This is a genomic window from Micromonospora sp. WMMD964 (assembly GCF_029581455.1).
Lineage (GTDB): Bacteria > Actinomycetota > Actinomycetes > Mycobacteriales > Micromonosporaceae > Micromonospora.
In genome coordinates, this window is record NZ_CP120860.1 from 1,705,526 (window position 1) to 1,731,133 (window position 25,608).

19 protein-coding genes are annotated in these 25,608 nt (G+C 71.7%); 17 read left to right on the forward strand and 2 right to left on the reverse strand.

The features are described from left to right. Positions 1–2 precede the first annotated feature (2 nt). From O7616_RS08000 to O7616_RS08045, 10 genes are all read left to right on the forward strand, one after another. Complete coding sequence (locus O7616_RS08000; protein ID WP_282306245.1) at positions 3–1,172, forward strand: siderophore biosynthesis protein; 1,170 nt, start codon at positions 3–5, stop codon at positions 1,170–1,172. Further along, on the forward strand, positions 1,169–2,797 hold the full coding sequence (locus O7616_RS08005; protein WP_282306246.1) for an IucA/IucC family siderophore biosynthesis protein: 1,629 nt from the start codon (positions 1,169–1,171) through the stop codon (positions 2,795–2,797). Before O7616_RS08000 ends, O7616_RS08005 begins: the two co-directional genes overlap by 4 nt. Continuing rightward, positions 2,794–4,392 carry an IucA/IucC family protein gene (locus O7616_RS08010; RefSeq protein WP_282306247.1) on the forward strand — a complete coding sequence of 533 codons (1,599 nt, stop codon included), beginning with the start codon at positions 2,794–2,796 and terminating at the stop codon, positions 4,390–4,392. The genes O7616_RS08005 and O7616_RS08010 overlap by 4 nt, the downstream gene beginning before the upstream one ends. Further along, complete coding sequence (locus O7616_RS08015) at positions 4,389–5,534, forward strand: alanine racemase (protein WP_282306248.1); 1,146 nt, start codon at positions 4,389–4,391, stop codon at positions 5,532–5,534. The genes O7616_RS08010 and O7616_RS08015 overlap by 4 nt, the downstream gene beginning before the upstream one ends. 356 nt (positions 5,535–5,890) lie before the next feature. After that, positions 5,891–7,165, forward strand: a complete 1,275-nt coding sequence (locus tag O7616_RS08020) for a cellulose binding domain-containing protein (RefSeq protein ID WP_282306250.1) — start codon at positions 5,891–5,893, stop codon at positions 7,163–7,165. A gap of 234 nt (positions 7,166–7,399) precedes the next feature. Continuing rightward, positions 7,400–7,915 carry a hypothetical protein gene (locus O7616_RS08025; protein ID WP_282262825.1) on the forward strand — a complete coding sequence of 172 codons (516 nt, stop codon included), beginning with the start codon at positions 7,400–7,402 and terminating at the stop codon, positions 7,913–7,915. A gap of 146 nt (positions 7,916–8,061) precedes the next feature. After that, positions 8,062–11,940: an ALF repeat-containing protein gene (locus O7616_RS08030; protein ID WP_282306252.1), complete on the forward strand. Its 3,879-nt coding sequence runs from the start codon at positions 8,062–8,064 to the stop codon at positions 11,938–11,940. Beyond that, positions 11,930–12,370: a hypothetical protein gene (locus O7616_RS08035; RefSeq protein ID WP_282306253.1), complete on the forward strand. Its 441-nt coding sequence runs from the start codon at positions 11,930–11,932 to the stop codon at positions 12,368–12,370. The genes O7616_RS08030 and O7616_RS08035 overlap by 11 nt, the downstream gene beginning before the upstream one ends. A 541-nt stretch (positions 12,371–12,911) precedes the next feature. Continuing rightward, positions 12,912–14,270, forward strand: a complete 1,359-nt coding sequence (locus O7616_RS08040) for a glycoside hydrolase family 6 protein (protein ID WP_282306254.1) — start codon at positions 12,912–12,914, stop codon at positions 14,268–14,270. A 151-nt stretch (positions 14,271–14,421) separates the two neighbouring features. After that, complete coding sequence (locus O7616_RS08045; protein ID WP_282306255.1) at positions 14,422–15,891, forward strand: arabinofuranosidase catalytic domain-containing protein; 1,470 nt, start codon at positions 14,422–14,424, stop codon at positions 15,889–15,891. Positions 15,892–15,945: 54 nt separating this feature from the next. Here the strand turns inward: O7616_RS08045 and O7616_RS08050 are convergent, their stop codons facing one another. Beyond that, positions 15,946–16,776 carry a M23 family metallopeptidase gene (locus O7616_RS08050; RefSeq protein WP_282306256.1) on the reverse strand — a complete coding sequence of 277 codons (831 nt, stop codon included), beginning with the start codon at positions 16,774–16,776 and terminating at the stop codon, positions 15,946–15,948. Between the two features lie 126 nt (positions 16,777–16,902). Here O7616_RS08050 and O7616_RS08055 point away from each other — a divergent pair, with 126 nt between their 5' ends. Continuing rightward, positions 16,903–17,319 carry an LPXTG cell wall anchor domain-containing protein gene (locus O7616_RS08055; RefSeq protein ID WP_282306257.1) on the forward strand — a complete coding sequence of 139 codons (417 nt, stop codon included), beginning with the start codon at positions 16,903–16,905 and terminating at the stop codon, positions 17,317–17,319. A gap of 176 nt (positions 17,320–17,495) precedes the next feature. Here the strand turns inward: O7616_RS08055 and O7616_RS08060 are convergent, their stop codons facing one another. Further along, positions 17,496–18,068, reverse strand: a complete 573-nt coding sequence (locus O7616_RS08060; RefSeq protein WP_282306258.1) for a hypothetical protein — start codon at positions 18,066–18,068, stop codon at positions 17,496–17,498. Positions 18,069–19,037: 969 nt separating this feature from the next. Between O7616_RS08060 and O7616_RS08065 the strand changes: the two genes are divergently transcribed. The 6 genes from O7616_RS08065 to O7616_RS08090 all read left to right on the forward strand — a co-directional run bounded on the left by O7616_RS08065 (position 19,038) and on the right by O7616_RS08090 (position 25,606). Beyond that, positions 19,038–19,667, forward strand: coding sequence for an efflux RND transporter periplasmic adaptor subunit (locus O7616_RS08065; RefSeq protein ID WP_282306259.1), 630 nt, complete (start codon positions 19,038–19,040; stop codon positions 19,665–19,667). Positions 19,668–19,737: 70 nt separating this feature from the next. Next, a complete protein-coding gene (locus O7616_RS08070) occupies positions 19,738–20,493 on the forward strand; it encodes a response regulator transcription factor (protein ID WP_282307560.1) in 756 nt (251 codons plus the stop codon). After that, entirely contained in the window at positions 20,490–22,388 is a 1,899-nt protein-coding gene (locus tag O7616_RS08075) for an ATP-binding protein (protein WP_282306260.1), read from the forward strand. The genes O7616_RS08070 and O7616_RS08075 overlap by 4 nt, the downstream gene beginning before the upstream one ends. 46 nt (positions 22,389–22,434) lie before the next feature. Further along, positions 22,435–23,676, forward strand: a complete 1,242-nt coding sequence (locus tag O7616_RS08080) for an efflux RND transporter periplasmic adaptor subunit (RefSeq protein WP_282306261.1) — start codon at positions 22,435–22,437, stop codon at positions 23,674–23,676. Beyond that, complete coding sequence (locus O7616_RS08085; protein WP_282306262.1) at positions 23,676–24,416, forward strand: ABC transporter ATP-binding protein; 741 nt, start codon at positions 23,676–23,678, stop codon at positions 24,414–24,416. Before O7616_RS08080 ends, O7616_RS08085 begins: the two co-directional genes overlap by 1 nt. Next, positions 24,413–25,606: an ABC transporter permease gene (locus O7616_RS08090; protein WP_282306263.1), complete on the forward strand. Its 1,194-nt coding sequence runs from the start codon at positions 24,413–24,415 to the stop codon at positions 25,604–25,606. The genes O7616_RS08085 and O7616_RS08090 overlap by 4 nt, the downstream gene beginning before the upstream one ends. Positions 25,607–25,608: the final 2 nt, after the last annotated feature.

Genomic DNA, 25,608 nt, shown 5'->3' on the forward strand with positions numbered 1-25,608 from the left:
CGTTGCGGCTGTACCTGACCGCGCTCAACCCCACCGACGCCGTCGTGGACGGGTTCCTCCCCGCGGCGTCGGCGCTCGGGCTCCCGGTCACCGTGCTGACCGACCGGCCCGCCGAGTGGCCGACCGACGTCCCGGTGGCGCTCTGCGCGGTCCGCGACCCGGCGGCGGTGGTCGCGGCGACGGCACCGATCCCACCGGTGGCGCTACTGTCCAATAGCGACCACCTTCAGGAGGTCACCGCGATCGCCGCCCGACAGCTCGGCCTGCCCGGCAAGGACCCCGACGCCGCCCGTCTGTGCAAGGACAAGGCCGCGGCCCGCCGGGCGATCGCGGCTGCCGGACTCGATCTGGTACGCACCGTCACCATCGACCCCGGTGCCGTGCCGGAGGTGCCGGACGGGATGTTCCCGGCCGTGGTCAAGCCCCGCTCGGGGGTGGCCAGCGAGGACGCGTACCTGGTGGTCGACGGGTCCGAGTTGACCGCCCGGGTCGCCGAGATCCGTGGTCGCCGCCCGGACGTCGCCCTGGTGGTCGAGGAGTACCTCGTCGGCGAGCTGCGGACCTTCGAGACCCTCGGCGACGGCGTCGCGCTGGCCTCCCTGGGCGGTTGGCGTACCGGCCTCGGGCCACCGCCGACCTTCACCGAGGAGACCCTCGCCTGGTCGCCCCCGGCGGAGCGGGAGAGCGTCCAGTTGCGGGCGTGCCTCGACGCGCTCGGGGTCGGCTTCGGCGCCTGCCACACCGAGTACGTCGTCTCCGACGGTCGGGTCCGGCTGATCGAGGTGAACTACCGGCTGATCGGCGACCGGATGGACCTGATCCTCGCGGAACTGCTCGATGTGCCGTTGTTCGAGCACGTCATCCGCCTGCACCTCGGCGAGCCGTTGACCGCTCTGCGCCTGCCCGCCACCGTCGACCGGTACGCCCAGGTCGAGTACGTCTGCGCGGACCGCCCCGGCCGCCTGGTCACCGCGCCGGGCCGGGTGGAGGCCGTGCACGGCGACGTCCGGCTGGCCTGCCATCCGCTGCGCGAGGTGGGCCGCGTCGCCGAGCACACCGGAACGAACCGCGACTACCTCGCCGTGCTGCACGCCGTCGGCCCGGACGAGCACGCCGTCCGGCAGTCGCTGGCCGCCTTCCGCAGAGACCTCGAGTGGACCATCGTCGCGTGACCGACGACTGCGAGCGGGAGCTCTTCGCCCGGGTGCTCGACGCGCTGCTGCGCGAGGACCACCTCGGTCTGCTCAGCACCGGCCGACCGGACGGCCCCGACTGGTGGCAGGTGCCGCACCCCGCCGGCCTGCTGCGCGTCCCGGTGCGGGCGGACGGGTTCCAGCAGGCGCTACGCAGCGCCGCGCCGATGGTGGTGCTGCTCGACGGTGACGGCGGCGCCCACCGCACGGACACCCTGGAAGGGCTGCTGACGCTGCTCGCCCCGAGCGGCAGCGCCGAGGCCGAGGCCGGCTGGCGGGACTTCGGCGTCGAGTGCCGCGCCGACCTGCGGGCCCGGCGGCTCGCCGCCCGCAACCGGCAACGGGTGTTCGCCGAGATGGTCGCCCAACGGGCGAGCACCCCGACGGGTCTGCCGGCGGCGCTCCTGGACGATGTGCTCGCCGCCCACCAGGGCCACCCGGTGTACCCCACCGACCGGTGCCGGCACGGTCTCGACGACGACGAACTGCTCCGGTACGCCCCGGAGCACAACCCTCGGTTCACGTTGCGGTGGCACGCCGCTCCCGCCGAGGCCGTCCGGCTCACCGGCGAACTCCCGTCCTGGTGGCCGCGCGCCCAGAGCCCGGACCAGGTCCTGTTGCCGGTGCACCCGATCACCGCGACGCGCGACGCGCTACCGGTGACGGACCTGCCCGCGATCACCGTACGCCCCACCCTCTCCATGCGGACGGTGGCGCTCGACCACGACCCGTACCTGCATCTCAAGCTGCCGTTGCCGACCGCGAGCCTCGGCGCCCGCAATCGACGCACGCTGCGCCCGGGCTCACTCGCGGACGGCGCTGCCGTCGCCGCGCTGCTCGACCGGATCGCCGCCGCCGAGTCGACCTTCGCCGGGCGGATCCGGCACGCCGACGAGGGCACCTGGGCGCACGTCGACGGGGACGAGCGGCGAAGTTTCCTCCTGCGCCGGTTCCCGCGCGATCTGGCGGGCGTGCACGTGGTGCCGGTCGCGGCCCTCGCCGCCGTCGACCCGGAGGCCGGGACCGTCCTGGAACGCATCAGCCCCGACCGGCCGGTGACGCTGCTGGAGTCCTACCTGGACCTGCTGCTCGACTGGCACGTCCACCTCTGGCTGCGGCACGGGATAGCCCTGGAGGCGCACCCGCAGAACATCCACCTGCTGGTACGCCCCGACGGCACGGTCGGCCTGCTCTACAAGGACGACGACGGGGCCCGACTCGACGCGCGACACGGTGGCCCGGGTGGGATCACCCTCGACGACGACCGGATGTGGTCGCGCGACCCGCAGGAACTGGCCGACGTGTTCAGCACCATCACCCTGCACCTGGCCGCCGCCGCACCCATGGTCGCGCTGGCCGCCCGAGGGCTGCCCGTGCCGTCACCCGCCGACGCGTTGGCACCCCGGCTCGCCGCCGCCCGCGACCGCTGGGGCGACGGACCCGCCGCGCGAACCCTCACCGAACGGGTCCTGCGGGCCGATCACCTGCCCGTCAAGGGGATGCTCACCGCCGGCACCCTGCTGCCCAAGCAGCGGCTGGGTTGCGCCGACATCAACAAGTACTACCTGCGTACCGGCCCGAACTACCTCCGGGAGACACGATGACGAGCGCCCGGTTGCGCTCCCGGCCGCCCACCGACACCGGCCGGCTCGCCGACCTGGCCGCCGCGCACGCCGTCTTCGGTTGCCTGGTCCGCGAACTCGCCCCGCCGGACGGCACCCCGGGAATGGTCGACGGTGCCGCGCACCTCCGGCTACGGCACCTCGACGTCACGGTGCGCTGCGCGGTCGCGCGGAACTCGCCGCTCGGGGCACACCGCTACGTCGGCCCGGTGCAGCGGACGACCGACGGCGGGCGGTGGGCGGACCTCGACGCCGACGGGTTGGCCCGCCTGGTCGCGGCCGAACTCAGTAGCCGTACCGGCCTGGTCAACGACGAGTTCGTCGAGCAGGTCCAGGCCAGCCGGGACACCGTCGCCCGGCTGCTGGCCGACCGACCGGCGGAGAACCCGAACCCCACCGGCGAGCCCGCCATCGACGCGTACGTCGACTCCGAACAGTCACTCGTCTTCGGCCACCCGCACCACCCGACCCCGAAGTGGCGCAGCGGCGATCCGGACCGTTGGCGGGCGTACGCGCCGGAGTTGCGGACGTCGTTCCGGCTGCACTGGCTCGCCGTACCTGATGATCTGGTCGCCGGCGCCGGGCCGTTCGACGCGCTCGTGGCCGCTCTCGACCCGCCGCGACCCCCGGCCGGGCATCGGGTCCTGCCTGTGCATCCCTGGCAGTTGTCCCTGATCCCGCCGACGCACGCGCTCCTGCGCGACCTGGGCGAGGCCGGCGTGCCGATGCGGCCGACGGCGAGCGTCCGCACCCTGTACGCCCCGACCGCCGACCTGTTCGTCAAGACCAGCCTGCACGTACGGATCACCAACTGCCTGCGCAAGAACGCCCGCTACGAACTCACCGGGGCGGTGGCCCTGACCGACCTGCTGGCGCGGGTACCGCTGCCGGACGGGGTCGGGCTCCTCGCCGAACCCGCCTACCGCACCGTCGACGTTCCCGGCCCGGACGAGGCGTACGGGACGATCCTGCGCACCGGCCTACGCCCGCACCTGCGTCCCGGGGACACCCCGATGCTCGCGGCGGCGCTGGCCGCCACGCCGCTGGTGACACCGGATCCGGTGGCCTGGTGGCGGGCGTACGTCGGGTTGCTGGTGCCGGCGGTGCTGCGGTGCTGGCTGCGCCACGGCGTCGTGCACGAGGCGCACCTGCAGAACGTGGTCGTCGTGCTCGACCGCGACCGCCGCCCGGTCCGCATGCTGTTGCGCGACCTGGAGGGGGTGAAGCTGGACGCCGATCGGCTGATCGGTTGGCCCGACGGTGTGCCCCAGCAGGTCCGCTACGGGTCCCGGGACGCCCGCCGCCGGATCGTCTACTGCCTCTTCGTGAACCACCTCGGTGGCATCTGCGGTGCGCTGGCCGACGCGCGACCCGGGATCGAACGGCGGCTGTGGCAGGAACTGCGGGCCGTCCTCGAACGCCTGGCGGCCGACCTCGACGACCCACCCGAGCTGCGTGCCCTGCTGACCGGGGAGCCGCTGCCCGCCAAGGCGAACCTGCTCGTCAGGTGGCGGCGTGACGCCGACCGGGCCGCGCCGTTCGTGCCGGTGCCCAACCCGCTGGGCGGGCCCCGATGACCCGACCCGTCTACGTCCACGACCTCGACGCGCTGGCCACCCAGGCCCGAGCCATCCGGGCGGCACTGCCCGGGCCGGTGGAGCTGCTCTACGCGGTCAAGGCGAACCCGGATCCCGGTGTGCTGCGTACCCTCGCACCGGTCGTCGACGGGTTCGAGGCCGCGAGCCGTGGCGAGCTGCGCAGGCTCGCCGAGCTGTCACCGGACCGGGCCCCCGCCGCGTACGCCGGACCGGGCAAGACCGACGCGGACCTCGCCGCCGCACTCGCCGCCGACGTGCGCCGCATCCACGTCGAGTCACCCGCCGAGCTTCGACGGCTCGGCGCACTGGCCACCGCCTCCGGCCGGTCGGCCCAGGTGCTGCTGCGGGTGAACCTGCCGGTCGACGCCCCCGGCGCGAGCCTGGTCATGGGCGGCGGGCCCAGCCCGTTCGGCATGGACCCGGCCGACGCGATCGAGTGCGCCCGCCGCCCACCCGCCGGAATCGACGTACGCGGAATCCACGCCCACCTGGCCAGCGGGCTGGACGCCTCCCTGGCCGGTACGGTCGCCGCCGCAGTCGTCGGGTGGGCCGTCACCGAGGTCGGCGCCGACGAGGTCGACGTCGGCGGGGGCATGGCGGTCGACTACACCGACCCGGCGGCCCGATTCGACTGGGCGGCGTACGGCGGGGCACTGGCGGACGTCCTCGACACGTACCCGGGCGTGCGGCTGCGCATCGAGCCGGGCCGGTCGGTGACCGCCTACTGCGGGGCGTACCTCACCGAGGTCGTCGACGTGAAGCGCTCCTACGGCGAATGGTTCGTGGTGGTGGCCGGTGGGACCCACCACCTGCGTACACCGGCGGCGAAGGGCCACGCCCAGCCCTTCAGCGTGCACCGGCGGGGCGGCCTCGACGGGCCGCGTACCGACGGTGGGCCGGTCACCGTCGTCGGGCAGCTCTGCACGCCGAAGGACGTGCTCTCCCGGTCGGCCACCGCCGGGCCGATCGGCGTGGGTGACGTGCTGGTCTTCGCGATGGCCGGGGCGTACGCCTGGAACATCAGCCACCGCGATTTCCTGCTGCACGAGCCTCCGCTGTTCCGGACCGGTGACCCGCAGGAGGTGGCCGCGGAGTGGGCGGCCCGACCGCGCGGCTCATGACGTCGCGCCGGCGTCCCGCCCTTGCCGTAGCCCTTTTCACGGGCCCTGTCCGTCTTTCCTGTTATCGATAACATGCTATCTTTCACCCGGGAGTGAAGGGCACGCTCCCGGTCACCACGACAGCCGGCGAAGACGAGCCGAGGGGCACGTCTCCCGCAGCCTTCCCGGTCGGTGACCAGTCCGGGCCCCGTCGACGCCAGGCGACCGCGCTGATCGCCGGACGACTCCGCCCGGTCGCACGCCCAGCTCCGAAGCCCCACCACGGGCGACCCCGGCGCCGACGGATGGCGGACGCACGCACCCTGTGCCGCTGCCGAGTCACGAGCACCAGACGCCCACTGGCAAGGAGCCAAGCAATGCTGAAACGCAGGCACCTCTTCCCATCCATCGCGGCCGCGGCGCTTCTCCTCGCGGCCACCACCGGCGGAGCGCTCAGCGGCGGCCTCGGCGGAGCCGCGGTGGCCTCGACGTACGACACCCTCGCAGCGACCGCCGGCTGCGGCAAGGCCCCCACGCTGACCAGCGGCACGCGCACGATCCAGAGCAGCGGGCAGAGTCGTACCTACAACCTGCGGATCCCGGACGGGTACGACCGGAACCGCCCCTACCGGCTGATCTTCGGCTTCCACTGGTTGAACGGTTCGGCCAACAACGTCACCTCGGCCGGCTACTACGGGCTGCAACCGCTGTCGAACAACAGCGCGATCTTCGTCGCTCCGCAGGGTCTCAACGCCGGCTGGGCCAACACCAACGGTCGGGACCTGACCCTCTTCGACGACATCTCCCGGCAGGTCGAGAACGACCTCTGCGTCGACACCACCCAGCGCTTCGCCCTGGGCTGGAGCTACGGCGGGGCCATGAGCTACGCGGTGGCCTGCGCCCGGCCCACAGTCATCCGCGCGGTCACCGTCATCTCCGGCGCCAACCTCAGCGGGTGTAACGGCGGAACGCAGCCGGTCGCCTACTTCGGCATCCACGGCACCTTCGACAGCGTGCTGAACATCTCGCAGGGCCGGCAACTGCGCGACACCTTCGTGCGGAACAACGGCTGCACCGCGCAGAGCCCGCGCGAACCGAGCCGGGGCAGCCTCACCCACATCACCACCGCCTACTCCGGCTGCCGCGCGGGATACCCGGTGCAGTGGGCGGCGTTCGACGGGGACCACACGCCGAGCCCTGTCGACGGCTCCGGCAGCCCCAACGACTCCCGGACGTGGACCTCGGGTGAGATCTGGAGGTTCTTCAGTCAGTTCGAGTCGACCACCCCGCCGACGACGCCGCCGCCCACCGACCCGCCGCCGACCACTCCGCCGCCCACCGGTGAGCCGGGCACCTGCACGGCCACCTACCGGACGTTGAACACCTGGCCCGGCGGCTTCCAGGCTGAGGTGACAGTGGCCAACAACTCCACGGCGGCCCTGAACGGGTGGACCGTGGGCCTGACCCTGGCCAGTGGTCAGGCCATCAGCAGCCTGTGGAGCGGTGTCAACACGGGCACCACCGGCAGCGTCACCGTCAGGAACGCCCCCTACAACGGCGCAGTGGGTCCGAACGCGTCAACCAACTTCGGGTTCACCGCCACCGGCAACGGCGCCACCGCACCCAGCAACGTCACCTGCACCAGTCCCTGACCGAGGGTACGAAGCAGGGCCCGGAGCCGGTCGGCTCCGGGCCCTCGCGCTGCGATGGTGGACCGTGGATCGGGGAAGCTGACGCGGAGCGGCCGCTACCCAGCGAGGCAAGTTCCGTTGATCACCCGAGAATGTCCTCGGGTCTTGTAGATATGGCCGATCACCGATAGCGTCGCGGTCGATGCCTTGCGGTCCCATCAGGGGTCGGGGCGGAAACTCCACGGGGGAGAAATCATGAAGGGTGCCAGCGCGATTGTTGGCGTCACGGTCCTGGCTGCGGCGACTGGTGTCGTGGTGCTGAGCGCTACCAGCGGTTCGGCGGCGGAGCAGGCGGATGTTCCGCCATCCATCGTGGAGGACTACAGCTACCCGGGCGCTGAGGCGATCTTGGCGCAGCACGGGTTGAAGCTCTTCAAGGGTGACGGGCGCATCGTGTTCGACTCGGCCCGATCGTTCAACGACTCGCAGTGCCCTGCTGGTCTCATTCAGGTCGAGAAGCACCTGGACGTCGACCCCTACGGCGTGTGGTATTGCTTCCGCACCATCGGGTCGAAGGGTTACCTCACCCTGGAGATTCCCGGCACGTTCGGCGTGCGCGGTGGCAGTGAGACGATTCTGGTGAAGGCCAAGCTGCCGGACAACACGGTTCTCCCCACCTATGAGGTGCAGCCGAACCAACCGGTCGCGATCGAGCCGGGTGACGACGGCGAGGCGCCGCAGGCCATCCTGGTCGAAATCCGCAACGAGTAAGCAGGCGCACGCCCCGCTTCCGCCTCTGCGGTCTCTTCACGCGCCGGTCCTCGCTGGACCCTGCGCGAACTCTTCTTGCCGCGTCTGGTCGTCTGTGTCTTCGACCTTGCCGGAGGGCTGGCGCGGTGCCTCACCCTGTCCTATTCATGGGGGTTGTGATGGTCGCGATTCGGCCTGTGGTGATGCTCGCGCAAAGTCGGCGGACCATTCGGCGTGGATGGAAGACCGCCTTCGCTGGCCTGGTGCTGACGTTGGCGGTGCAGGTGGCCGGATCAGGCGTACCTGCCTACGCCGACACCGACAGCGACGTCACCGTCGCGGAGATGCGCGACCTAGCTGCTTCCGATCTCATGGAGGGTGGGCCATCCGTCAAGCGCGCGGCAGAGGCCGCCCTGATTGGCTCCGACGCGGATGTCCGTGCGTATTTCGAGAATGGGTACGACGTCGCCCAGCAGGCGGATGAGCGGGCCGCCGTCCAGGCGATTGCTGGGATGGACGGGCCTGCGGTGCGGGCGGCGGCGTTGGCGGCGTTGGAGAAGCCGCGTGACGAGATGTGGGCGTTCGCCAACGGTGGGTTCGAGTCGGCGTGGGATGCGGACGAGCGGGTGCGGGTCTACCGGGTCTCTGAGTCCGGTGGGGTGACGGTCAAGGCGGCTGCGCAGAGCGCTCTTGCCGGTGGTACTGAGCAGATCGATGAGTTCCTCGCGTCGGGGCGTGCGGCGGCCGAGTATGCGGACGACCGGTTGGCCGCGACGCGGATGTTGGCCAACGCGCCGAACAACAGTGGCGCGATGCTCGACCTGGCGGCGAAGGCGGCGTTGCAGGGCACTGCGGAGGAGTTGAAGGAGTTCCTGCGGTGGGGGCAGTTCGTGGCTCGGGCGCGCGATGCCGAGTTGGCGACGATCCGCAGCCTGACCGAGCAGGCGAAGCAGGCCAGTGAGACGACCGCGCGGGAGGCGTTGGCGGCTGAGGAGACGTCGACGCGGGCGGGTAACGCGGCGGCCGAGGCGAAGAAGGCGGCGCTGGCGGCGGAGGCCGAGGCGAAGGCGGCCGGTGGTGACGCGCGCAAGGCGTCGGCGGCGGCTGGTCGGGCGGCGGACGCCGCTGCTGGTGCGGCTGAGGCCGCGCGGGATGCGGTGGCGGCGTCCAACGCGGCGATGCGGGCGGCGCAGGTCGCGGCTGATGCGTCGCGTAAGGCGACGACTGCGGCGGCGCTCACCGCGCAGGCGGCCTCGCGGGCGCAGAAGGCGGCTGCCGCCGCGCGGTTGAACGCCGGCGACGCGCGGCTCGCCCGGGAGGCGGCGGAGGCGGCGCGCGACGCGGCCGACCGCGCCAAGGAACTGGCGCAGGTGAAGGCCGAGCGGGACCGCGCGCTGGCCAAGGCTTCCGCTGCCGGTGCGGCGGCGAAGTTGGCCAGCGGGAATGCCGCGGCTGCGGGCGTGGCGGCGGACGAAGCGGGCCGTCAGTCAGGGGTGTCGGCGCAGCAGGCCCAGCGGGCCCGTAACGCGGCGGCGCAGGCGCGCAGCGCTGCTGCGTCGGCTGATCGGGCTGCTGATCGGGCGGCGGCGCTGGCGCGGCAGGCGCAGGAGGCGTCGGACAAGGCGTTCGCGTTGGCACAGTCGGCGGCGCAGCACGCGGACAACGCGGTCACTCAGGCGTTGGCCGCGGCTGACGCGGCGGATCGCGCGCAGTTCTCCGCCGAGGAGTCGGCCAAGCACGCGCAGGCGGCCGTGGACGCCGCGAATGTCGCCGTGAGCGCGGCCGAGCAGGCGGTGAGCGTCGAGGCGTTGGCGCGTGCCGAGGACGAGGCGCGGTTGGCCGAGTGGACCGAGCAGGGTGTCCAGCAGGCTCAGGCGGCGTTGCAGGCCGAGCAGGCGGCGCAGGCCGCCGGCGGTGAGCTGGCGGCGTGGAACCGCTCGCTGCTGTGGGACACCGCCGAACAGGACCGGATCGACGCCGCGACGAAGACGCTGCTCGCCGAGGCGACCGCCGCCGGCGCGGACACCGCCGTGGTCCTCGACCGGGGGCGCAGGGCCGCGCTGGCACTCCTGACCACCGGTGGTGAGTGGACCAAGCAGGCCGCCCGCGACGCCCTGGCCGGTGACGAGGCGGAGATGCGGCTGTGGCTGACCCAGGGCAGACGAAACGCGGCCGGTCAGGATGACCGGGCCCGGTTGTGGCGGCTGGTGGACACGCTGCCCGACGGCCTGGAGAAGACCGCCGCGCAGACGGCGATCGGTGGCGACGACGCTGCCGTCGAGGCATTCCTTCGGACCCGTAACTACCCGGGCAAGGTCACCAAGGACCGGCAGACGGCCTACCAGATCCTGCAGGCCGCGACCACCGGCGTGAACCTCAAGGCCGCGACCGAGCGCGCGCTGGCCGGGACTGCCGCTGAGCTGCACCAGTTCCTGCGCACCGGGCAGCACACTGCACGGTCGGCCGACGAACGGCTCGATGTCTACCGGGTGATGGACGGCGGCGGCCCGGAGGTCCAGGCCGCTGCGAAGGTCGCGTTGGCCGGTCCGGCGTCGCATTTGTCCTACTTCCTGACCACCGGGCAGTTCGAAGCCCTGCAGCGGGATCAGGAGCAGGCCGCGCACCTGACCACGGTGAAGAAACTGATCGCCGAAGCGCAGCAGTACGCGCAGACCGCCTTGGAGGACGCTGACCGCGCGGTCGAGGCGGCCAAACGGGCTCAGGGGTACGTGGCAGAGGCCAACGCGGCCAAGGCGCGGGCCGACAAGGCCGCCCAGCAGGCGGTGACGTTCGCCAACCAGGCTGCGGCGTCCGCGGCAGAGGCGAAGCGCTCGGCGGACCAGGCGGCCGCGTCCGCAGTGACCGCCCGTACCGCCGCCAACCGCGCTCAGGCCAGCGCTGCTGCCGCCGCCCGGTCCGCAGCGACCGCCACCGCCGCTGCCGACCGCGCCCAAGCCGACGCCCGCGCCGCATACCAGGCCAAGCGCGACGCCCGAGCCTCCGCCGAGGCCGCCGGAAAGGACGCCACCGCCGCCGCGCAGGCTGCCCAGGAAGCCACACTGATCTACCTGGAGCGGGTGAAGCAGGCCGAACAGCAGCGACGCAGCACCGAACCAGGCAGCGGCCCAGGCGGCAACGGCACCGCACTGGACAACCACAAGACCTGGGGCTGCCTCGCGCTCGACCCGTCCTCGGTCTCCAAGCAGTGCGTGAGCGTCTTCACCGACTTCGCCAAGGCTCTCATAGACCAGGAGAAGTGTAAGGATCCGGGGAACGTGCCCTCCGCCGGGTGCGCCATGCTCGGCGACCTCAAGCATCTCATCGGCGAGAACGCCGACGTCCTCATGGACATGCTGCAGTTCACCCTGATGGCCTGCGGACTCGTCCCCGGTGTCGGCGAAGCCTGCGACATCATCGACGCCGGCATCTCCTTCGGCCGCGGCGACTACGTCGGCGGATTCCTGAGCGGATTCTCTGCAGCCCCCATCATCGGCATGCTCGGCACAGCCGGCAAAGCATGGAAGAACTCCGACAAGTTCCGCAACATCAAAAACCTCATCGACAAGATCCGCAAGAACGGTAGCTGCCCGGTACCAAAGGTCGCCGTGTCCGGCGCCCGTCAGCTTTCCGCAGGCGGAGAAGTGGAACGCATCGCTGTTTTTGAGGATGCGTCGCCATCACTGGCCTCGAACGTCGCGGCCGCTGACCTTCCCACCAACGCCGCGTTCCGCACGTACCATACGGCTCAAGGCGACGTCCCCCTGCCCTGTGGGACGAGCATCGGTGACGACTTGAGAGGGCTTACGCCAGGCAAACAGTCATCGGTACGCACCGTGGCGAACGAGAGCGAATTGCGAGCGCTTTACAACAAGTGGTCGCAAGGTGGTACGGATATCACGCCAGCTGGATACGATGGGACGATGGCGCGACTGCCTGATGGAACAGTTGTCGGGTTCCGTAACGGTTCTACATCCGGTGGTGCGACGATCGATATTCGGATCCCTGGGGTAACCAGGCCCAAGAAGGTTCACATCGTTGGATCCTAAAGCTTCCTATGTCAAGCGCGAGATCTTGATCAGTGGAAGCGATGACTGGGTCAGCATCGCTGACATCGTCGCTTTCGCGCGAGAGGCCATCTATGGCGATCGTGTCCAAGATGGCTACCCAGAGGGCGGTCACGAGACCCCAGCCGGAGCTCTGGCGACGGCCCGTGACGAATGGCTCGCTCGTCAAGAACGCGCAGCATTGCCTCTTGGTGTGGAAGCGACAAAGGAGCTGCTGCGCGACGGTCTCATCTGTGTCGGTGCCACAGTGGAGGGTCGATTCGTGGCTTGGTCAGGTTCAACTCAGGAATTGGAATCGCGTATAGATTCGGTAGTGGAGACTGCGACCTACCCGCTTCTGCCTGGTGACCTCTTCTGGGTGGCGAACACTGTCGCCGGCACCGACGAGGCGGAATCAGAAGTCGACCGATAGTCACCGCCAGCGCGCACCCGATTGCCGTACGTGAGAGGGCGATCGTGATGCCGCAGGCGGTGCCCGGCAGTAAGATCACCCGGTGCTGCCGGTGCCCCTGATGCGGGCTGGGCCTGCGAAGGGATCGGGCTTCCGTGCTCGGCAGTACTCGCATGGTGTCGCTGTGTTCGCCGATCCCGTTGTGCATCGGAGCCGCCGCGTTTCCGGTCAGCCGCATCAGGGAGACTGCCTGCCCGGCTGGCGTGCTGCCATCATTGCCCTCGCCGCGAATCGCCTGGCTGCTGACACCGTCGGCGAATCGCCGCGAGCGGCTGGGCAGCCCAGCTGCTGAGACTGGTTCCGGTGCGGAAGCGCGGCCTGCCCTACCTCGGTCGAGGAGCGGCGGTTGAGCCGCAGGGATCAGCTTGAGTCCCAGCGACTGAACGTGGCCGCTGTTCCCCGACGGCTTTGACACCTTGGCAGCGGCGTGCGCCTCCGCTACCGTCCATGGGAACGCTCCCACAAACTTAGATACGTCTATGTGATCAGGAGGAAACACGTCGTGGCTATCCTCTCCCCGCTCCGCAGCAGATCGGCGGCCATCAGTGTCGCGGCCATCGCGGGCACCGTCGCCGCAGGCGTCTGCTTCGCCGTCAGCGGTGCGTCCGCCGGCACCGTCTCCGGCTCGCTCTACCGCGACCCGAGTTCGGCGGTCGTCCGCTGGGTCGCCGCAAACCCCGGCGACTCGCGTGCCTCGGTCATCCGCGACAAGATCGCGAGTCAGCCGCAGGCCCGCTGGTTCGCCAACTTCAACCCGTCGACGGTGCAGGCCGAGGTCTCCGAGCACATCGGCGCCGCCAACGCGGCGCAGCAGATCCCGGTGCTGGCGGTGTACGAGATCACCAACCGGGACTGCGGCGGAGCCAGCGCGGGTGGGGCGCCAGACCTCAACCAGTACCAGACGTGGGTGACCAACTTCGCCAGAGGGCTGGGCAACCAGACCGTCCTGATCATCCTGGAGACCGACTCGCTCGCCCTGCTGACGTGCCTGAGCAGCAGTGAGATCAACGCGCGTAACCAGGCCATCTCGACAGCCACCCGGACCATCAAGTCGGCCAACCCCAACGCCAAGGTGTACCTCGACGCCGGGCACTCCACCTGGAACAGCGCGGGTGAGACGGCCAACCGGCTCCGGGCGGCCGGCGTGCAGTACGCCGACGGCTTCTTCAGCAACGTGTCGAACTACAACTCCACCTCCAGCGAGGCGAACTTCGGCCGGGCGGTCATCTCCTCGCTCAACGGCATGGGCATCTCGGGCAAGCGCCAGGTCATCGACACCAGTCGTAACGGCGGCGCGAGCGGGGACTGGTGCGGCGACGACAACACCGACCGGCGCATCGGGCAGTACCCGACGACGAACACCGGCGACGCCAACATCGACGCGTACCTCTGGGTGAAGCCGCCGGGTGAGGCGGACGGCTGCCGCTACACGGCCGGTTCGTTCCAGCCCGACCTGGCCTTCAGTCTGGCCAATGGCGCACCCAACCCGCCGACGACCACACCGCCCACCACGCCTCCGACCACCACGACCCCGCCGACCACTCCCCCCAACACCACGCCGCCGGCCGGTGGCGGCTGCTACGCGGACGTGGCGATCAACCAGTGGGCCGGCGGTTTCACCGCGAGCGTGACGGTCACCGCCGGGCAGTCGGACATCAACGGCTGGACCGTGACCATCGTGCTGCCCGGCGGTGCGGCGGTCACCGGCACCTGGAACGCCCAGGCCAGCGGCACCAGCGGAACCGTCCAGTTCCGCAACGTGGGCTACAACGGCCGCGTCCTCGGCCGGCAGTCGACCAACTTCGGCTTCCAGGGCACCGGCACCGGTCCGGGTACGACGGCCACCTGCGTGACCGCCTGATCCCACCCGTTGACAGTGGGCCCGGCGCGGACGACCAGTCTCCGCGCCGGGCCCACTGCCGTCCCGGCCCGGTCAACACATTGACGCTCTGCGATATATACATCTAACGTATGACGTCTGCACCGGGCGCGACTCACCGCCGGAGGATTCGATGAGAGTGAACAGCGCACCTCGCCGCGTCATGGCCGCTGGAGTTTCGCTGGCGCTTCTCAGTGCCGCGATCGGGATCATCTCCGCCGCGCCGGCGGCGGTCGCCGCGACGCAGGGGCCCTGTGACATCTACGCCTCGGGCGGAACGCCGTGCGTGGCAGCGCACAGCACCACCCGGGCGCTGTACGGCACCTACAACGGCCCCCTCTACCAGGTCCGGCGCTCCTCGGACAACGCCACCCAGGACGTCGGCGTACTGAGCGTCGGTGGTTCCGCCAACGCCTCCACCCAGGACTCGTTCTGCGCCAGCACCAACTGCGTCATCACGGTGATCTACGACCAGTCCGGCCGAAACAACCGCCTCACCCAGGCGCCACCCGGTCACTTCGTGGGCCCCGCCCCGGGCGGTTGGGACAACCTCGCCGACGCGAAGGCCGCGCCGGTCACCGTCGGTGGCCAGAAGGCATACGGGGTCTACATCGCGCCCGGCACCGGCTACCGCAACAACAACACCAACGGCGTCGCAACCGGCGACCAACCGGAGGGGATCTACGCGGTCGTCGACGGCACCCATTACAACCAGTGGTGCTGCTTCGACTACGGCAACGCGCAGACGAACAACCTGGCGGACGAACGCGCGATCATGGAGACCGTCTACTTCGGCGCCAACAAGCAGTGGGGCTACGGGGCGGGGAGCGGCCCCTGGATCATGGCCGACCTGGAGTGGGGGCTGTTCTCCGGGGTGAACGCGGGCTACAACAACATCGCCTCCATCAACCACCGCTTCGTCACGGCCATGGTCAAGGGTGAGCCGAACCACTGGGCGATCCGAGGTGGCTCCGCCCAGTCGGGCAGCCTGACGACCTACTTCGACGGGCCGCGCCCCGCCGGCTACCACCCGATGAAGAAGGAGGGGGCCATCCTCCTCGGGATCGGCGGCGACAACAGCATCACCGGGCGTGGCACCTTTTTCGAGGGCGTACTGACCTCCGGCTACCCGTCGGCGGCCACCGAGAACGCCGTGCAGGCCAACATCACCGCCGCCGCGTACGCCCCGGCGACCGGCAGCAATCCGCAACAGAACGTCCAACTTCTGGGCGGGCAGTCCGGTCGCTGCGTCGACGTGCCGAACGGCGTCTCCACCAACGGCACCCAGGTGCAACTGTGGGACTGCATCAGCAACAGCACGGCCCAGCGCTGGACCCACACCGCGGCGAGGCAGCTCCAGGTCTACGGCAGCAAGTGCCTCGACGCGAACGGCGCCGGTACCAGCAACGGCACCCAAGTGATCATCTGGGACTGCCACGGCGGCACCAACCAGCAATGGAACGTCAACGCCAACGGCACCATCACGGGCGCCCAGTCCGGGCTCTGCCTGGACGCGAACGGTGCCGGGACCGCGAACGGCACCAAGCTCATCCTCTGGTCCTGCAACGGCGGTGCCAACCAGCGATGGACCCCGCGTAGTTGATCCCGGTCGGGTGCGTCGCCCTCCTGAACGCCACGAGGGCGACACCCGGCTGGATCAACCGATGCCGTCGACCGCAGCCCTGAGTGCGTTGATCGACGGGTCCCAACTGAAGTTCAGGACCGGGATGCCGGAGGCGGCGGCGTTGCTGTCGCCACCGAGGACCACCGCCCGCGGCTTGCTGGTGCCCTGGGGGACCACCAGGTACCAGTTGCCCTTCACATTCGCGATGAACACTTCATCTACCTCCTGGTCGGGCGGGTTCGGGTTGGTGACGTCCCCGACGTGGTTCTCGAAATCCACCGTCGCGCCGAAGTTCGTCGGACTGCCGGTGTTCAACCACAGACTCGTGTGCACATGCGGTCCGACGCCGGAGTCACTGCCGTTGGCCGAGGCGCCGGAGTACGCGATGGTCTGGCCCCGCGACACACGTTGTCCGGTGGAGACGGTGATCGACGACAGGTGCAGGTGCCGGGTGTAGTTGCCGTCGTCGTGGGCCATCCCCACGACACGTCCGGTCGCGGTGGAGGTGTCGGTCTTCACGTACCGGATCGTGCCGTTCGCCGCGGCCATGACGGGAGTGCCGGTCCCGACCGCGTAGTCGGTGCCCGGCTCGCCCGAGGGAGGCGTCCGGTTTCGGTGATCATGCCAAGAGCTGGAGATCCGGACATTTCCGCACGGCCTCTGGTAGCTGCCGGCAGCTTGAGCGGAATCAGGCAGCAGACCGAAGGCGGCCGACACCCCGGACGCCGCCAGTGCGGCGCTGGTGAGGAAGCCTCGCCTCGAAAGTCCACGCAGGTAGGCGACGCCGCCGAGATCCTCGGGCCGCGGGCCGCCGCGGCCGACGAGCCGGGGATGGCCCGGGCGAGGCTCCTCGTTGAGGATCATCGATGAAACTTAATGCTGCCTGCGGCGCAGGGCAAGGGTTCCTCTTGGTCCACGCGATCGGGCTCGCTTGCGCCGACCAGGGGATGCCTTGGGTCGTCCAGGCAACCGCCCTGTTCGGACGGAATGGTGACCAACGCCGGCACGGTCACACTCACCGGTGTCACCGTCACCGACGCCCTGGTCGCCCCCGCCGATCCGGCCGGGCTCGAGCCGATCACCTGCGGACCGGACCGGACCCCGAACGGTGCGGTGACCTTGCCGGCCGCCGCGACGGTGACCTGTACGACGGTCTACACCGCGACGAAGGCGGACCTACGCAACGGGTCGGTCACCAACACCGCCACCGCGACGGGTACCCCGCCCGCAGGTCCGGCGCCGATCGCCACAGAGTCCCGGCTGACCATCCCGACCCGGGTCAGGCTGCCGGTGACCGGAGGATCGCTCGACATACCGCTGCTGGCCGGTGCCGCCGTCGCGGTGCTGCTGCTCGGGGTGGCTCTGATCCTCGTCACCCGCCGTCGACGGGCCCGCCGGCCGGCGTAACCAGACGTGTGGGACGCGACCCGGGCCTGCTGTTCGTCCCTTCGGCGTTCGTCTGGTCTCCAGCGCCGATGCCGGCCGCCTGGCCGATTCTGTTCTCGTGGTGATCGCGTTGAAAGCTCTACGAGATCCGGGGCGGTTGGCCGCCCACGTCGAACAGAGCCTCCCGAACCACCCTCTCAGTTGGTCGGTGCGGGGCTCAGCGCCGCGCAGGCCGTCAGCGCCTCCTTCGTCTTCACGTCGGATGCGTCGATCTTGTCCATGTCGACTCCACGACCGCTGAGACAGGTGCGGTAGGCGGTCTGGCGCCCGTCGCCCCGCCCGCCGCCCGGCGCGGCGGAACCGTCGGGCCCGCCCCGCCCGCCGGGCCGGCCGGTCGGCCGCAGCGACCCGCAGGCCTCCTGCGCCTTCTGCCAGGTGGCCTCGTCTACACCCTCCGGAAGTTGCCCCGCCCCTGGGAAGCCACGGCCCGGGCCACCGGACGCGGACGGCCGAGCGGTCGGGAAGCCCGAGGGCCGAGCGGTCGGGAAGCCCGAGGGCCGAGCACCGCGGGAGCGCGACGGGTCGGCGGATGGCAGGGTGACGCCGTTCTCCCGCAGGCAGTCCTGGTACGCCGCGAAGGCGGTGCCATCCTGCCCGCCCTCGGCCGCTGCGTTGGTGGGGGTGTCGTCCGGGCCGCAGGCGGCCAGGAGCACCGAGACGACGCCGGTCAGCGCCACCGCCAGCAGACGACTCATTCCAGCGTTCGACACGGCGACTCCTCGTCCGGTTCGGGGACGTGCCCAGGTAACCGGTCCTAACTCCGGGCCGCCTCGGACCGGACTGGGAGTTGCCTCGGAGCTTTCCCGGCGGTCCCCGCCGCCCGACCGGTAGGCGCCCGTTTCCAGGTGACCGAACCGGTGGGCCCGGTCGTTTCTAGGCGACCAGGGCTGGTGGGGCTGCCGATTCGAGATGACGCGGGCCGGTGGGGCCCTCGATCCGAGGCGATCCGGGCCGCTGGGTGGCCGCTTTGAGGCAACTCCGAGCTGGGACCGAGCCTGCGGGAAGGAGTGACCCGCAGACTGATTCGTCATGGGAAACGGCCTGACCCGACTGTGGCGCGTCCGGCGGGTCCGCTGGGGCGTCGCTGCCGCCGCCGGCGTACTCGCGCTGGGTGCCGCCGGTGTCGCGGCATTGCGCCCGGATGCGGGCGGGGCGCCGGCCCGGCCGGTCACCGTCGCGGTCGACCGGGGGACCGTGGAGGTCGACGTCGCCACCACCGGATCCGTCCAGCCGGCGACGACCCGGGTGTTGAGCTTCGCCGCCGCGGGCACGGTGGGGCGGGTCGCCGTCCGGCCCGGCACGGTGGTGCAGGCCGGGCAGCAACTCGCCACCCTCGCCGACGCCGACGTAGCCGCGGCGGAGGACGCGGTGGAGCAGGCCCGGCAGGAGCTGACCGACGCCGAGGACGCCTTCGCCGAGGCGCAGGATCCCACCGGTGCCACGACGAGCTGCGCCACCGCCGCCGTCCGGCCGGTGGTCTGGCAATCGCCGTCGCCCAGCGTGACCCCGACCCCGAGCCCGACCGCCGACGCATCGCCCTCCGCCTCCCGTTCCCCGTCCCCCACCTCCGATCCCGCGCCCTCCACCTCCCGCTCCACGCCTTCCGACTCCCGCTCCGCGCCGTCCGCCACCGGCGGCGCGCAGCAGCCGCACGGGGGACAGACCTCCGGCGGAGCCACTTGCGCCGGGGCGCTCGGGCCGGCGGCGACCCGATCCTCGACGCACAGCGCAAGGTCAACCAGGCGGACGACGCCCTCGCCGCGGCGGAGGACGCGCAGTCGGGCACGAAGATCACCGCGCCGATCCGCGGCACCGTCCTGACCGTCGCCGGGACGGTGGGCAGCAAGGTCGACCGAGGCGCCACCTTCATCACCCTGGCCGACACGTTCGCCATGCAGGTCGAGGCGGATTTCCCGGAGGCGGACGCCGCAGCCGTCGCCATCGGGCAGCACGCCACTGTCGGCCTCGCTGACCACGTGGGCCACACCTTCCCGGCGACCGTCGTACAGGTGGACCCTGTCGGCACCTCGGACGGCACCATGGTCCGCTACGGCGTACTGCTCTCGTTCGTCGAAGCCCCGGAGCACCTGCTGCTGGGGCAGACGGCGGCGGTGACCCTCCGGACCGGAGCCGTCGACGACGCGCTGCGCGTGCCGTCCACCGCCGTGCATGACGTGGCCGGTGGCCGAGGCACCGTGCGGCTCGGCGCCGGGGAGTCGCGTACGGTCACCATCGGCCTGCGTGGCGACCAGTACACCGAGGTCACCGGCGGGCTGGCCGACGGTGACCTGGTACTGCGGTCGTGGTGACAGCTGACGCAAAGGTTCCACACAGGGCGCCCCGAGGTGGATCCGGTAGGCATTGCCGGTGCGAACCGACATCCTCCGGCCACCGGGCGACGGCCCGTCCCCGGCCCTCGACGGCTCGACCCGCGCCGCCCGGGTGCTGGTGGTGGACGACGAGCCCAACATCTCCGCGCTGCTGGCCGCCACGCTGCGCCTGGTCGCCTACGACACCCGGGTGGCCGGCACCGGCCGGGCGGCGCTCGCCTGCGTCGAGGAGTTCGACCCCCACCTGGTCGTCCTCGATGTGATGCTGCCGGACCTGGACGGGTTCGAGGTGGCCCGGCGGTTGCGCGACGCCGGCCGTCCGGTGCCGGTGCTCTTCCTCACCGCTCGGGACAGCGTGGAGGACCGGGTGACCGGGCTCGTCGTCGGCGCCGACGACTACGTCGCCAAGCCGTTCAGTCTCGAGGAGGTGGTGCTGCGGATCCGGGCCATCCTGCGCCGCAGCCGGCCGGAGGTGCCGGCCGAGCCGGAGCGGAACCCCACCCTGCGCTACGCCGACCTGGAGCTCGACGACAACGCACACCAGGTACGCCGGGACGGTCAGCCGGTGGAGCTGTCGCCGACCGAGTTTCGCCTGCTGCGTTATTTCCTGGTCAACGCGGGGCGGGTGGTGAGCAAGGCGCAGATCCTCGACCGGGTGTGGCACTACGACTTCGGCGGCGACGGGCGGATCGTCGAGTCGTACGTCTACTACCTGCGCCGCAAGATCGACGTTCTGGGTCCGCCACTCATCCACACCGTCCGCGGGGTGGGTTACACCCTGCGGCTGCCGCACGGGGACGAGTGAACCGCCGGCTGCGGGGCCTGCGTCGGTGGCCACGGTGGACCCTGCGCTCCCGGCTGGTCCTCGTTGTCGGCGCGCTCACCACCGTCGCGTTGCTCGGCGCGAACACGGCCGGTTTCATCCTGCTTCGCGGCTATCTGCTGGAGCGGATCGACGACCAGTTGGCCACCCAGGCCCGTCCTCTGCACGCTGGGCCCCGCGCGCCGGGCCCCGGAGGCGCGCCGCCATCCGAGCCGTCCCGGCCGCCCGCCGCCGAGCCGTCCCGGCCGCCCGCCGCCGAGTCGTCCGGGCCGTCGGCCGCCGAGCCGTCCGGGCCGCCCGCCGCCGAGTCGTCCCGGCCGCCCGCAGCCGAGCCGTCCGGGCCGTCGGCCGCCGAGTCGGCGCGTCCGGCCCCGGCCGGGGAACCGTCCTCCGGCGCCGGTCGGGGGGTGGCCGGGCGGTTCGCCCGCCTGGGCCAGGACCAGCTGGTCGTGTTCTACCGGCCCGACGGCGCCCGGGACGCCGAGCGCAGCAGCACCCCCACCACGACCACCCCGGACCCCGGCACGTTCGCCGTGGTCACGGCCCGAGCCGCGACGGGCCGGCCGTACACGGTGCCCGGCGGGGACGGGACGGCGCAGTGGCGGCTGCTGGCCGTGCCGGTGGGGCGGGACGGCGCGGTCGTGGTCCTCGGCGTGTCGCTCGGGGAGGCGGACCGTACGGCCGATCGGCTGCTCCTCATCGACGCGGCGGTCACCGGTGCCGTGCTGCTCGGGTTGGGCCTGCTCGCCGCCTCGGTGGTACGGCTGGGTCTGCGCCCGTTGACCCGGATGGAGGGCGTCGTCGCCGGCATCACCGGAGGTCACCTCAGCCGCCGGGTCGACGGGGCCGACCCGCACACCGAGCCGGGGCGGCTGGGCGCGGCGGTCAACCTCATGTTGGACCGGATCGCCGCGGAGATGGCCGCGCGGGCCGCCTCCGAGCGGCGGCTGCGCCAGTTCGTCGCGGACGCCTCGCACGAGCTGCGCACACCGCTCACCTCGATCCGGGGCTTCGCCGAGCTGTACCGGCGGGGTGGCGCACCGACCGGTCCGCTGCTCGACGAGACGATGAGCCGGATCGAGGGTGAGGCGGCCCGGATGGGCGTGCTCGTCGAGGACCTGCTCCTGCTCGCCCGGCTGGACCAGCAGCGGATTCCCACCCTGCGTCCGGTCGACCTACTGGAGATCGCCGCCGACACGATCCGCGACGCGCACGCTCGTACACCGGGCCGGCCGGTGCGGCTGACCACGCTCGCGGACCGCGACGACACATTCGAGCCGCCGAGCGTGCTCGGCGACGAGCATCAGCTCCGTCAGGTCGCGGCGAACCTGGTCGGAAACGCGCTGCAGCACACCGACCCGGACGACCGGGTCACCGTCCGGGTCGGTCGGCTGCCCGCGCTACCAGCCGACCCGGCCGTCCGCTCTGGCCCGCCGCCCGCCCCCGGTGCCGGTGGTCTCGCCGTGCTGGAGGTGTACGACGACGGGTCGGGAATCCCGGCGGGGCACGCGGGCCGGGTGTTCGAGCGGCTCTACCGGGTGGACGCCAGCCGGGCGCGGGCCAACGGTGCTGGCTCCGGGCTGGGGTTGTCCATCGCGGCCTCGATCGTGCACGCCCACGGGGGCTGTATCGACCTGCACAGCGTGCCGGGGATGGGCACGACCTTCCGGGTGCTGTTGCCCCTCGCCCCCGAGCGCCCCCCGGCCACCGGTGCACCGCTGGTTGCCGGGGCGTTCCCGGTCGGCCACGCGCCGCTGCCCGCCGGTGTGCCCTCGGCCACCGGCGCGCCGCTGCCCTCCGGCGCGTCCCGGGTCCCCGAGGGCGGCGAGCCGGAGGAGGGGGTCAGGGCGTGGACCGTGATTCCAAGCCAGCTCTGAGGTTGCCCGGACCCTCCTCCCAGCCGATCGGGTGAGGCTTTCGGCCATGCGAGTGCGCCTGCCGGCCGTCCTGCACCAACCGCCTGTGTTGGTGAACGCCGCCCTGGCTCTGTTTCTGGCCGCCGGCGGCTACTGGGCCTGGTCGTCGGTGTCCGCCGGCTCCGCGCAGGCGGAACCGGCCCAGGGCACCCGGACCGTCCAGGTGACCCGGGGCACGGTGACCGCCACGGTCACCGCCAGCGGTTCGGTGGAGAGCGCCACCACGGCGAGCGCCAGCTTCGGCACCGCGGGCACCGTCACCGACATCCGCGTCCGGGTCGGCCAACAGGTCAAGAAGGGGCAGCTGCTGGCGACCGTGGACCCGGCCGCCGCCGAGCGGGCGCGCGACGTGGCCGAGGCGAACCTGGACGCGGCCGAGAGCGCGCTCGATCGGGCGGAGGCCGCCGACGGCGACACGTCCTCCGCCGAGAGTGCGGTCACCCAGGCGAAGCTCGCGGTCGACGAGGCCGAGGCGGGGGTGGCCGGGACGAGACTGACCGCCCCGATGGCCGGTACGGTCGTCGCCGTCAACGGCACGGCGGGCAGCTCCTCCGGCGGCTCCGGTTCGTCCGGCGGCAGCTCGGGCAGCTCCGGCGGTTCGGGAGGCCAGCAGGGCGGCGGGACCGGGCAGAGCGGTGGCGCGTCGAGCGGCTCCTCGGGTTTCGTGGAGCTCGCCGACCTCACCCACCTGCAGGTCAACGCGGCGGTCGCGGAGGCGGACGCGACCCGGCTCAAGAACGGCCAACCGGCCACCGTCACCTGGAACGCCCTCTCCGGCGCCCAGGTCGCCGGCAAGGTGCTGTCGCTCGACCCAACGGCCACCAGCAGCAACAACGTGGTCACCTATGGCGTGACGGTCGGCCTGGACGAGGTGCCCACCGGCGCGAAGCCGGGGCAGACGGTCGCCGTCGCCGTGGTAACCGGTACTGCCCAGGACGTGGTCATGGTCAACTCAGCTGCGGTCAGCGGTGCCGGTGAGCGGCACACCGTCACCGTGATCACCGAGACCGGCCAGGAGAACCGGCGGGTGGAGGTCGGCCTCGCCGGGGACCAGGCGTACGAGATCACCTCCGGGCTGGCCGAGGGCGACCGGGTCCTGCTCCGCGCGGCCGGCACGGGTACCGGCACCGGCGGCACCGGCATCCGCGGCGGGGGCGGCTTTCCCGGCGGGGGCGGTTTCCCGGGCGGCGGCGGCTTCCCCGCCGGCGGCGGTCAGGGCGGTCGTCGCGCCGGCAACGGAGGCAACTGATGCGCCCACCGGGCACCCCGGGCCGTCCGGTCCTTGACGTCCGTCGGCTGACGAAGGTGTACGGCGAGGGCGACGCGACGGTGCACGCCTTGCGCGGCGTCGACCTGTCGGTGGACGCCGGCGACTACGTGGCGATCATGGGTTCGTCCGGTTCCGGAAAGTCGACCCTGATGAACATCCTCGGCTGCCTCGACACGCCCTCGAACGGGCGCTATCTGCTCGACGGCGTCGACGTGGGCAGCCTCGCCGACCGGCAGCTCGCGCTGGTTCGCAACCGGCTGATCGGGTTCGTGTTCCAGGCATTCAATCTCATCGCCCGGACCAGTGCCGTGTCCAACGTGGAGCTACCGCTGGCCTACGCGGGGATTCCGGCGGCGCAGCGACGCCGCCGGGCGCTGGACGCGCTGGACGCGGTCGGCCTCGCCGACCGTGCCCAGCACCACCCCAACCAGCTCTCCGGTGGCCAGCAGCAACGGGTTGCGGTGGCCCGTGCGCTGGTCACCGAACCGGCCCTGGTGCTTGCCGACGAGCCCACCGGCAACCTGGACAGCCGCTCCACGGAGGACATCCTGGCCATGTTCGACCAGCTCAACGCCGCCGGTCGGACGATCGTGCTGATCACCCACGAACCGGAGGTCGCCGCACGGGCCCGCCGGCTGATCCGGCTCCTCGACGGCCAGGTCCGCTCCGACCAGCGGCAGGACCCGGTGGGCCGGCACGCCGCGGGGGTGCCGCGGTGACGCTGACCGAGACCCTCCGCTTCGCGCTGCGCGGGGTGAGCGCGAACAAGCTGCGCTCGGCGCTGACGATGCTCGGCATCCTGATCGGTGTCGCCGCGGTGATCCTGCTGGTCGCGGTGGGGAACGGGTCCGCGCAGGCGATCACCAGCCGGATCGAGGCGCTGGGCACCAACACGCTCACGGTCACCGGCGTCAACCGGCAGGCGGGCGCGAGCGGCCTCACCCTCCAGGTGGCCGACGCGCTACTCGACCCGGTGCTGGCCCCCGCCGTGCGGTCGGTCTCACCGCTTGTCAGCACCTCGGCCGTGGTTACCTATCAGGGTGTCGAGCACGAGGTCGGCCAGTTCGTCGGCACCCGGCCGAGCTGGTTCGACGCCTCGAACTCCCCGGTCGCCAGCGGTGCCGCGTTCATCGCCGACGACGAGGCGCAGGGCCGGCGGGTGGTGGTGATCGGGCGTACCGTCGCCGACGAGCTGTTTCCCGACGCCGATCCGATCGGTCAGCGGGTCACCGTCGGCGGCGCGCTGTTCACCGTGGTCGGCGTGTTGGCGCCCAGGTCCGGCACCGGGTTCCAGGACGCCGACGACGTCGCGGTCGCACCGCTGCGGGCGGTACGCGAGGTGCTGACCGGTTACGGCCCGCTCAGCTCGATTCTGGTCGAGGCGGCGAACCCGCAGCAGGTGGACGCGGCCCAGGCGGAGATCACCACGGTGCTCGCCCAGCGCCTGCCCGCCACCGGCACAGGCAGCACCCCGTACCGGATCCAGAACGCCGCCCAACTGCTTCAGACGCAGACCGAGACCGCCGCCACCTTCACCGTGCTGCTCGGCGCGGTCGCCGCGATCAGCCTGCTGGTGGGCGGCATCGGCATCACCAACATCATGCTGGTCACGGTCACCGAGCGGACCAGGGAGATCGGCATCCGCAAGGCGCTGGGTGCCCGGCGGCGGACCGTGCTGACCCAGTTCCTGACCGAGGCGACCCTGCTGAGTCTGATCGGTGGGGCGCTGGGCGTGGCCGCCGCGTTGATCGGTTCCCGGTTCACCATCGCCGGCGTGCAGCCGGTGATCGTACCCAGCTCGGTCGTGCTGGCCCTCGGTGTCTCGGTCGCGATCGGGCTCTTCTTCGGCGGCCTGCCGGCGGCCCGCGCGGCCCGGCTGCGCCCCATCGACGCCCTGCGCTACGAGTAGCC

Excerpts from the sequence above, each read along its gene's own strand:
- O7616_RS08010 (WP_282306247.1), top strand. The coding sequence starts at position 2,794 with ATGACGAGCGCCCGGTTGCGCTCCCGGCCGCCCACCGACACCGGCCGG.
- O7616_RS08015 (WP_282306248.1), top strand. The coding sequence starts at position 4,389 with ATGACCCGACCCGTCTACGTCCACGACCTCGACGCGCTGGCCACCCAG.
- O7616_RS08020 (WP_282306250.1), top strand. The coding sequence starts at position 5,891 with ATGCTGAAACGCAGGCACCTCTTCCCATCCATCGCGGCCGCGGCGCTT.
- O7616_RS08025 (WP_282262825.1), top strand. The coding sequence starts at position 7,400 with ATGAAGGGTGCCAGCGCGATTGTTGGCGTCACGGTCCTGGCTGCGGCG.
- O7616_RS08030 (WP_282306252.1), top strand. The coding sequence starts at position 8,062 with ATGGGGGTTGTGATGGTCGCGATTCGGCCTGTGGTGATGCTCGCGCAA.
- O7616_RS08045 (WP_282306255.1), top strand. The coding sequence starts at position 14,422 with ATGAGAGTGAACAGCGCACCTCGCCGCGTCATGGCCGCTGGAGTTTCG.
- O7616_RS08050 (WP_282306256.1), bottom strand. The coding sequence starts at position 16,776 with ATGATCCTCAACGAGGAGCCTCGCCCGGGCCATCCCCGGCTCGTCGGC.
- O7616_RS08080 (WP_282306261.1), top strand. The coding sequence starts at position 22,435 with ATGCGAGTGCGCCTGCCGGCCGTCCTGCACCAACCGCCTGTGTTGGTG.
- O7616_RS08085 (WP_282306262.1), top strand. The coding sequence starts at position 23,676 with ATGCGCCCACCGGGCACCCCGGGCCGTCCGGTCCTTGACGTCCGTCGG.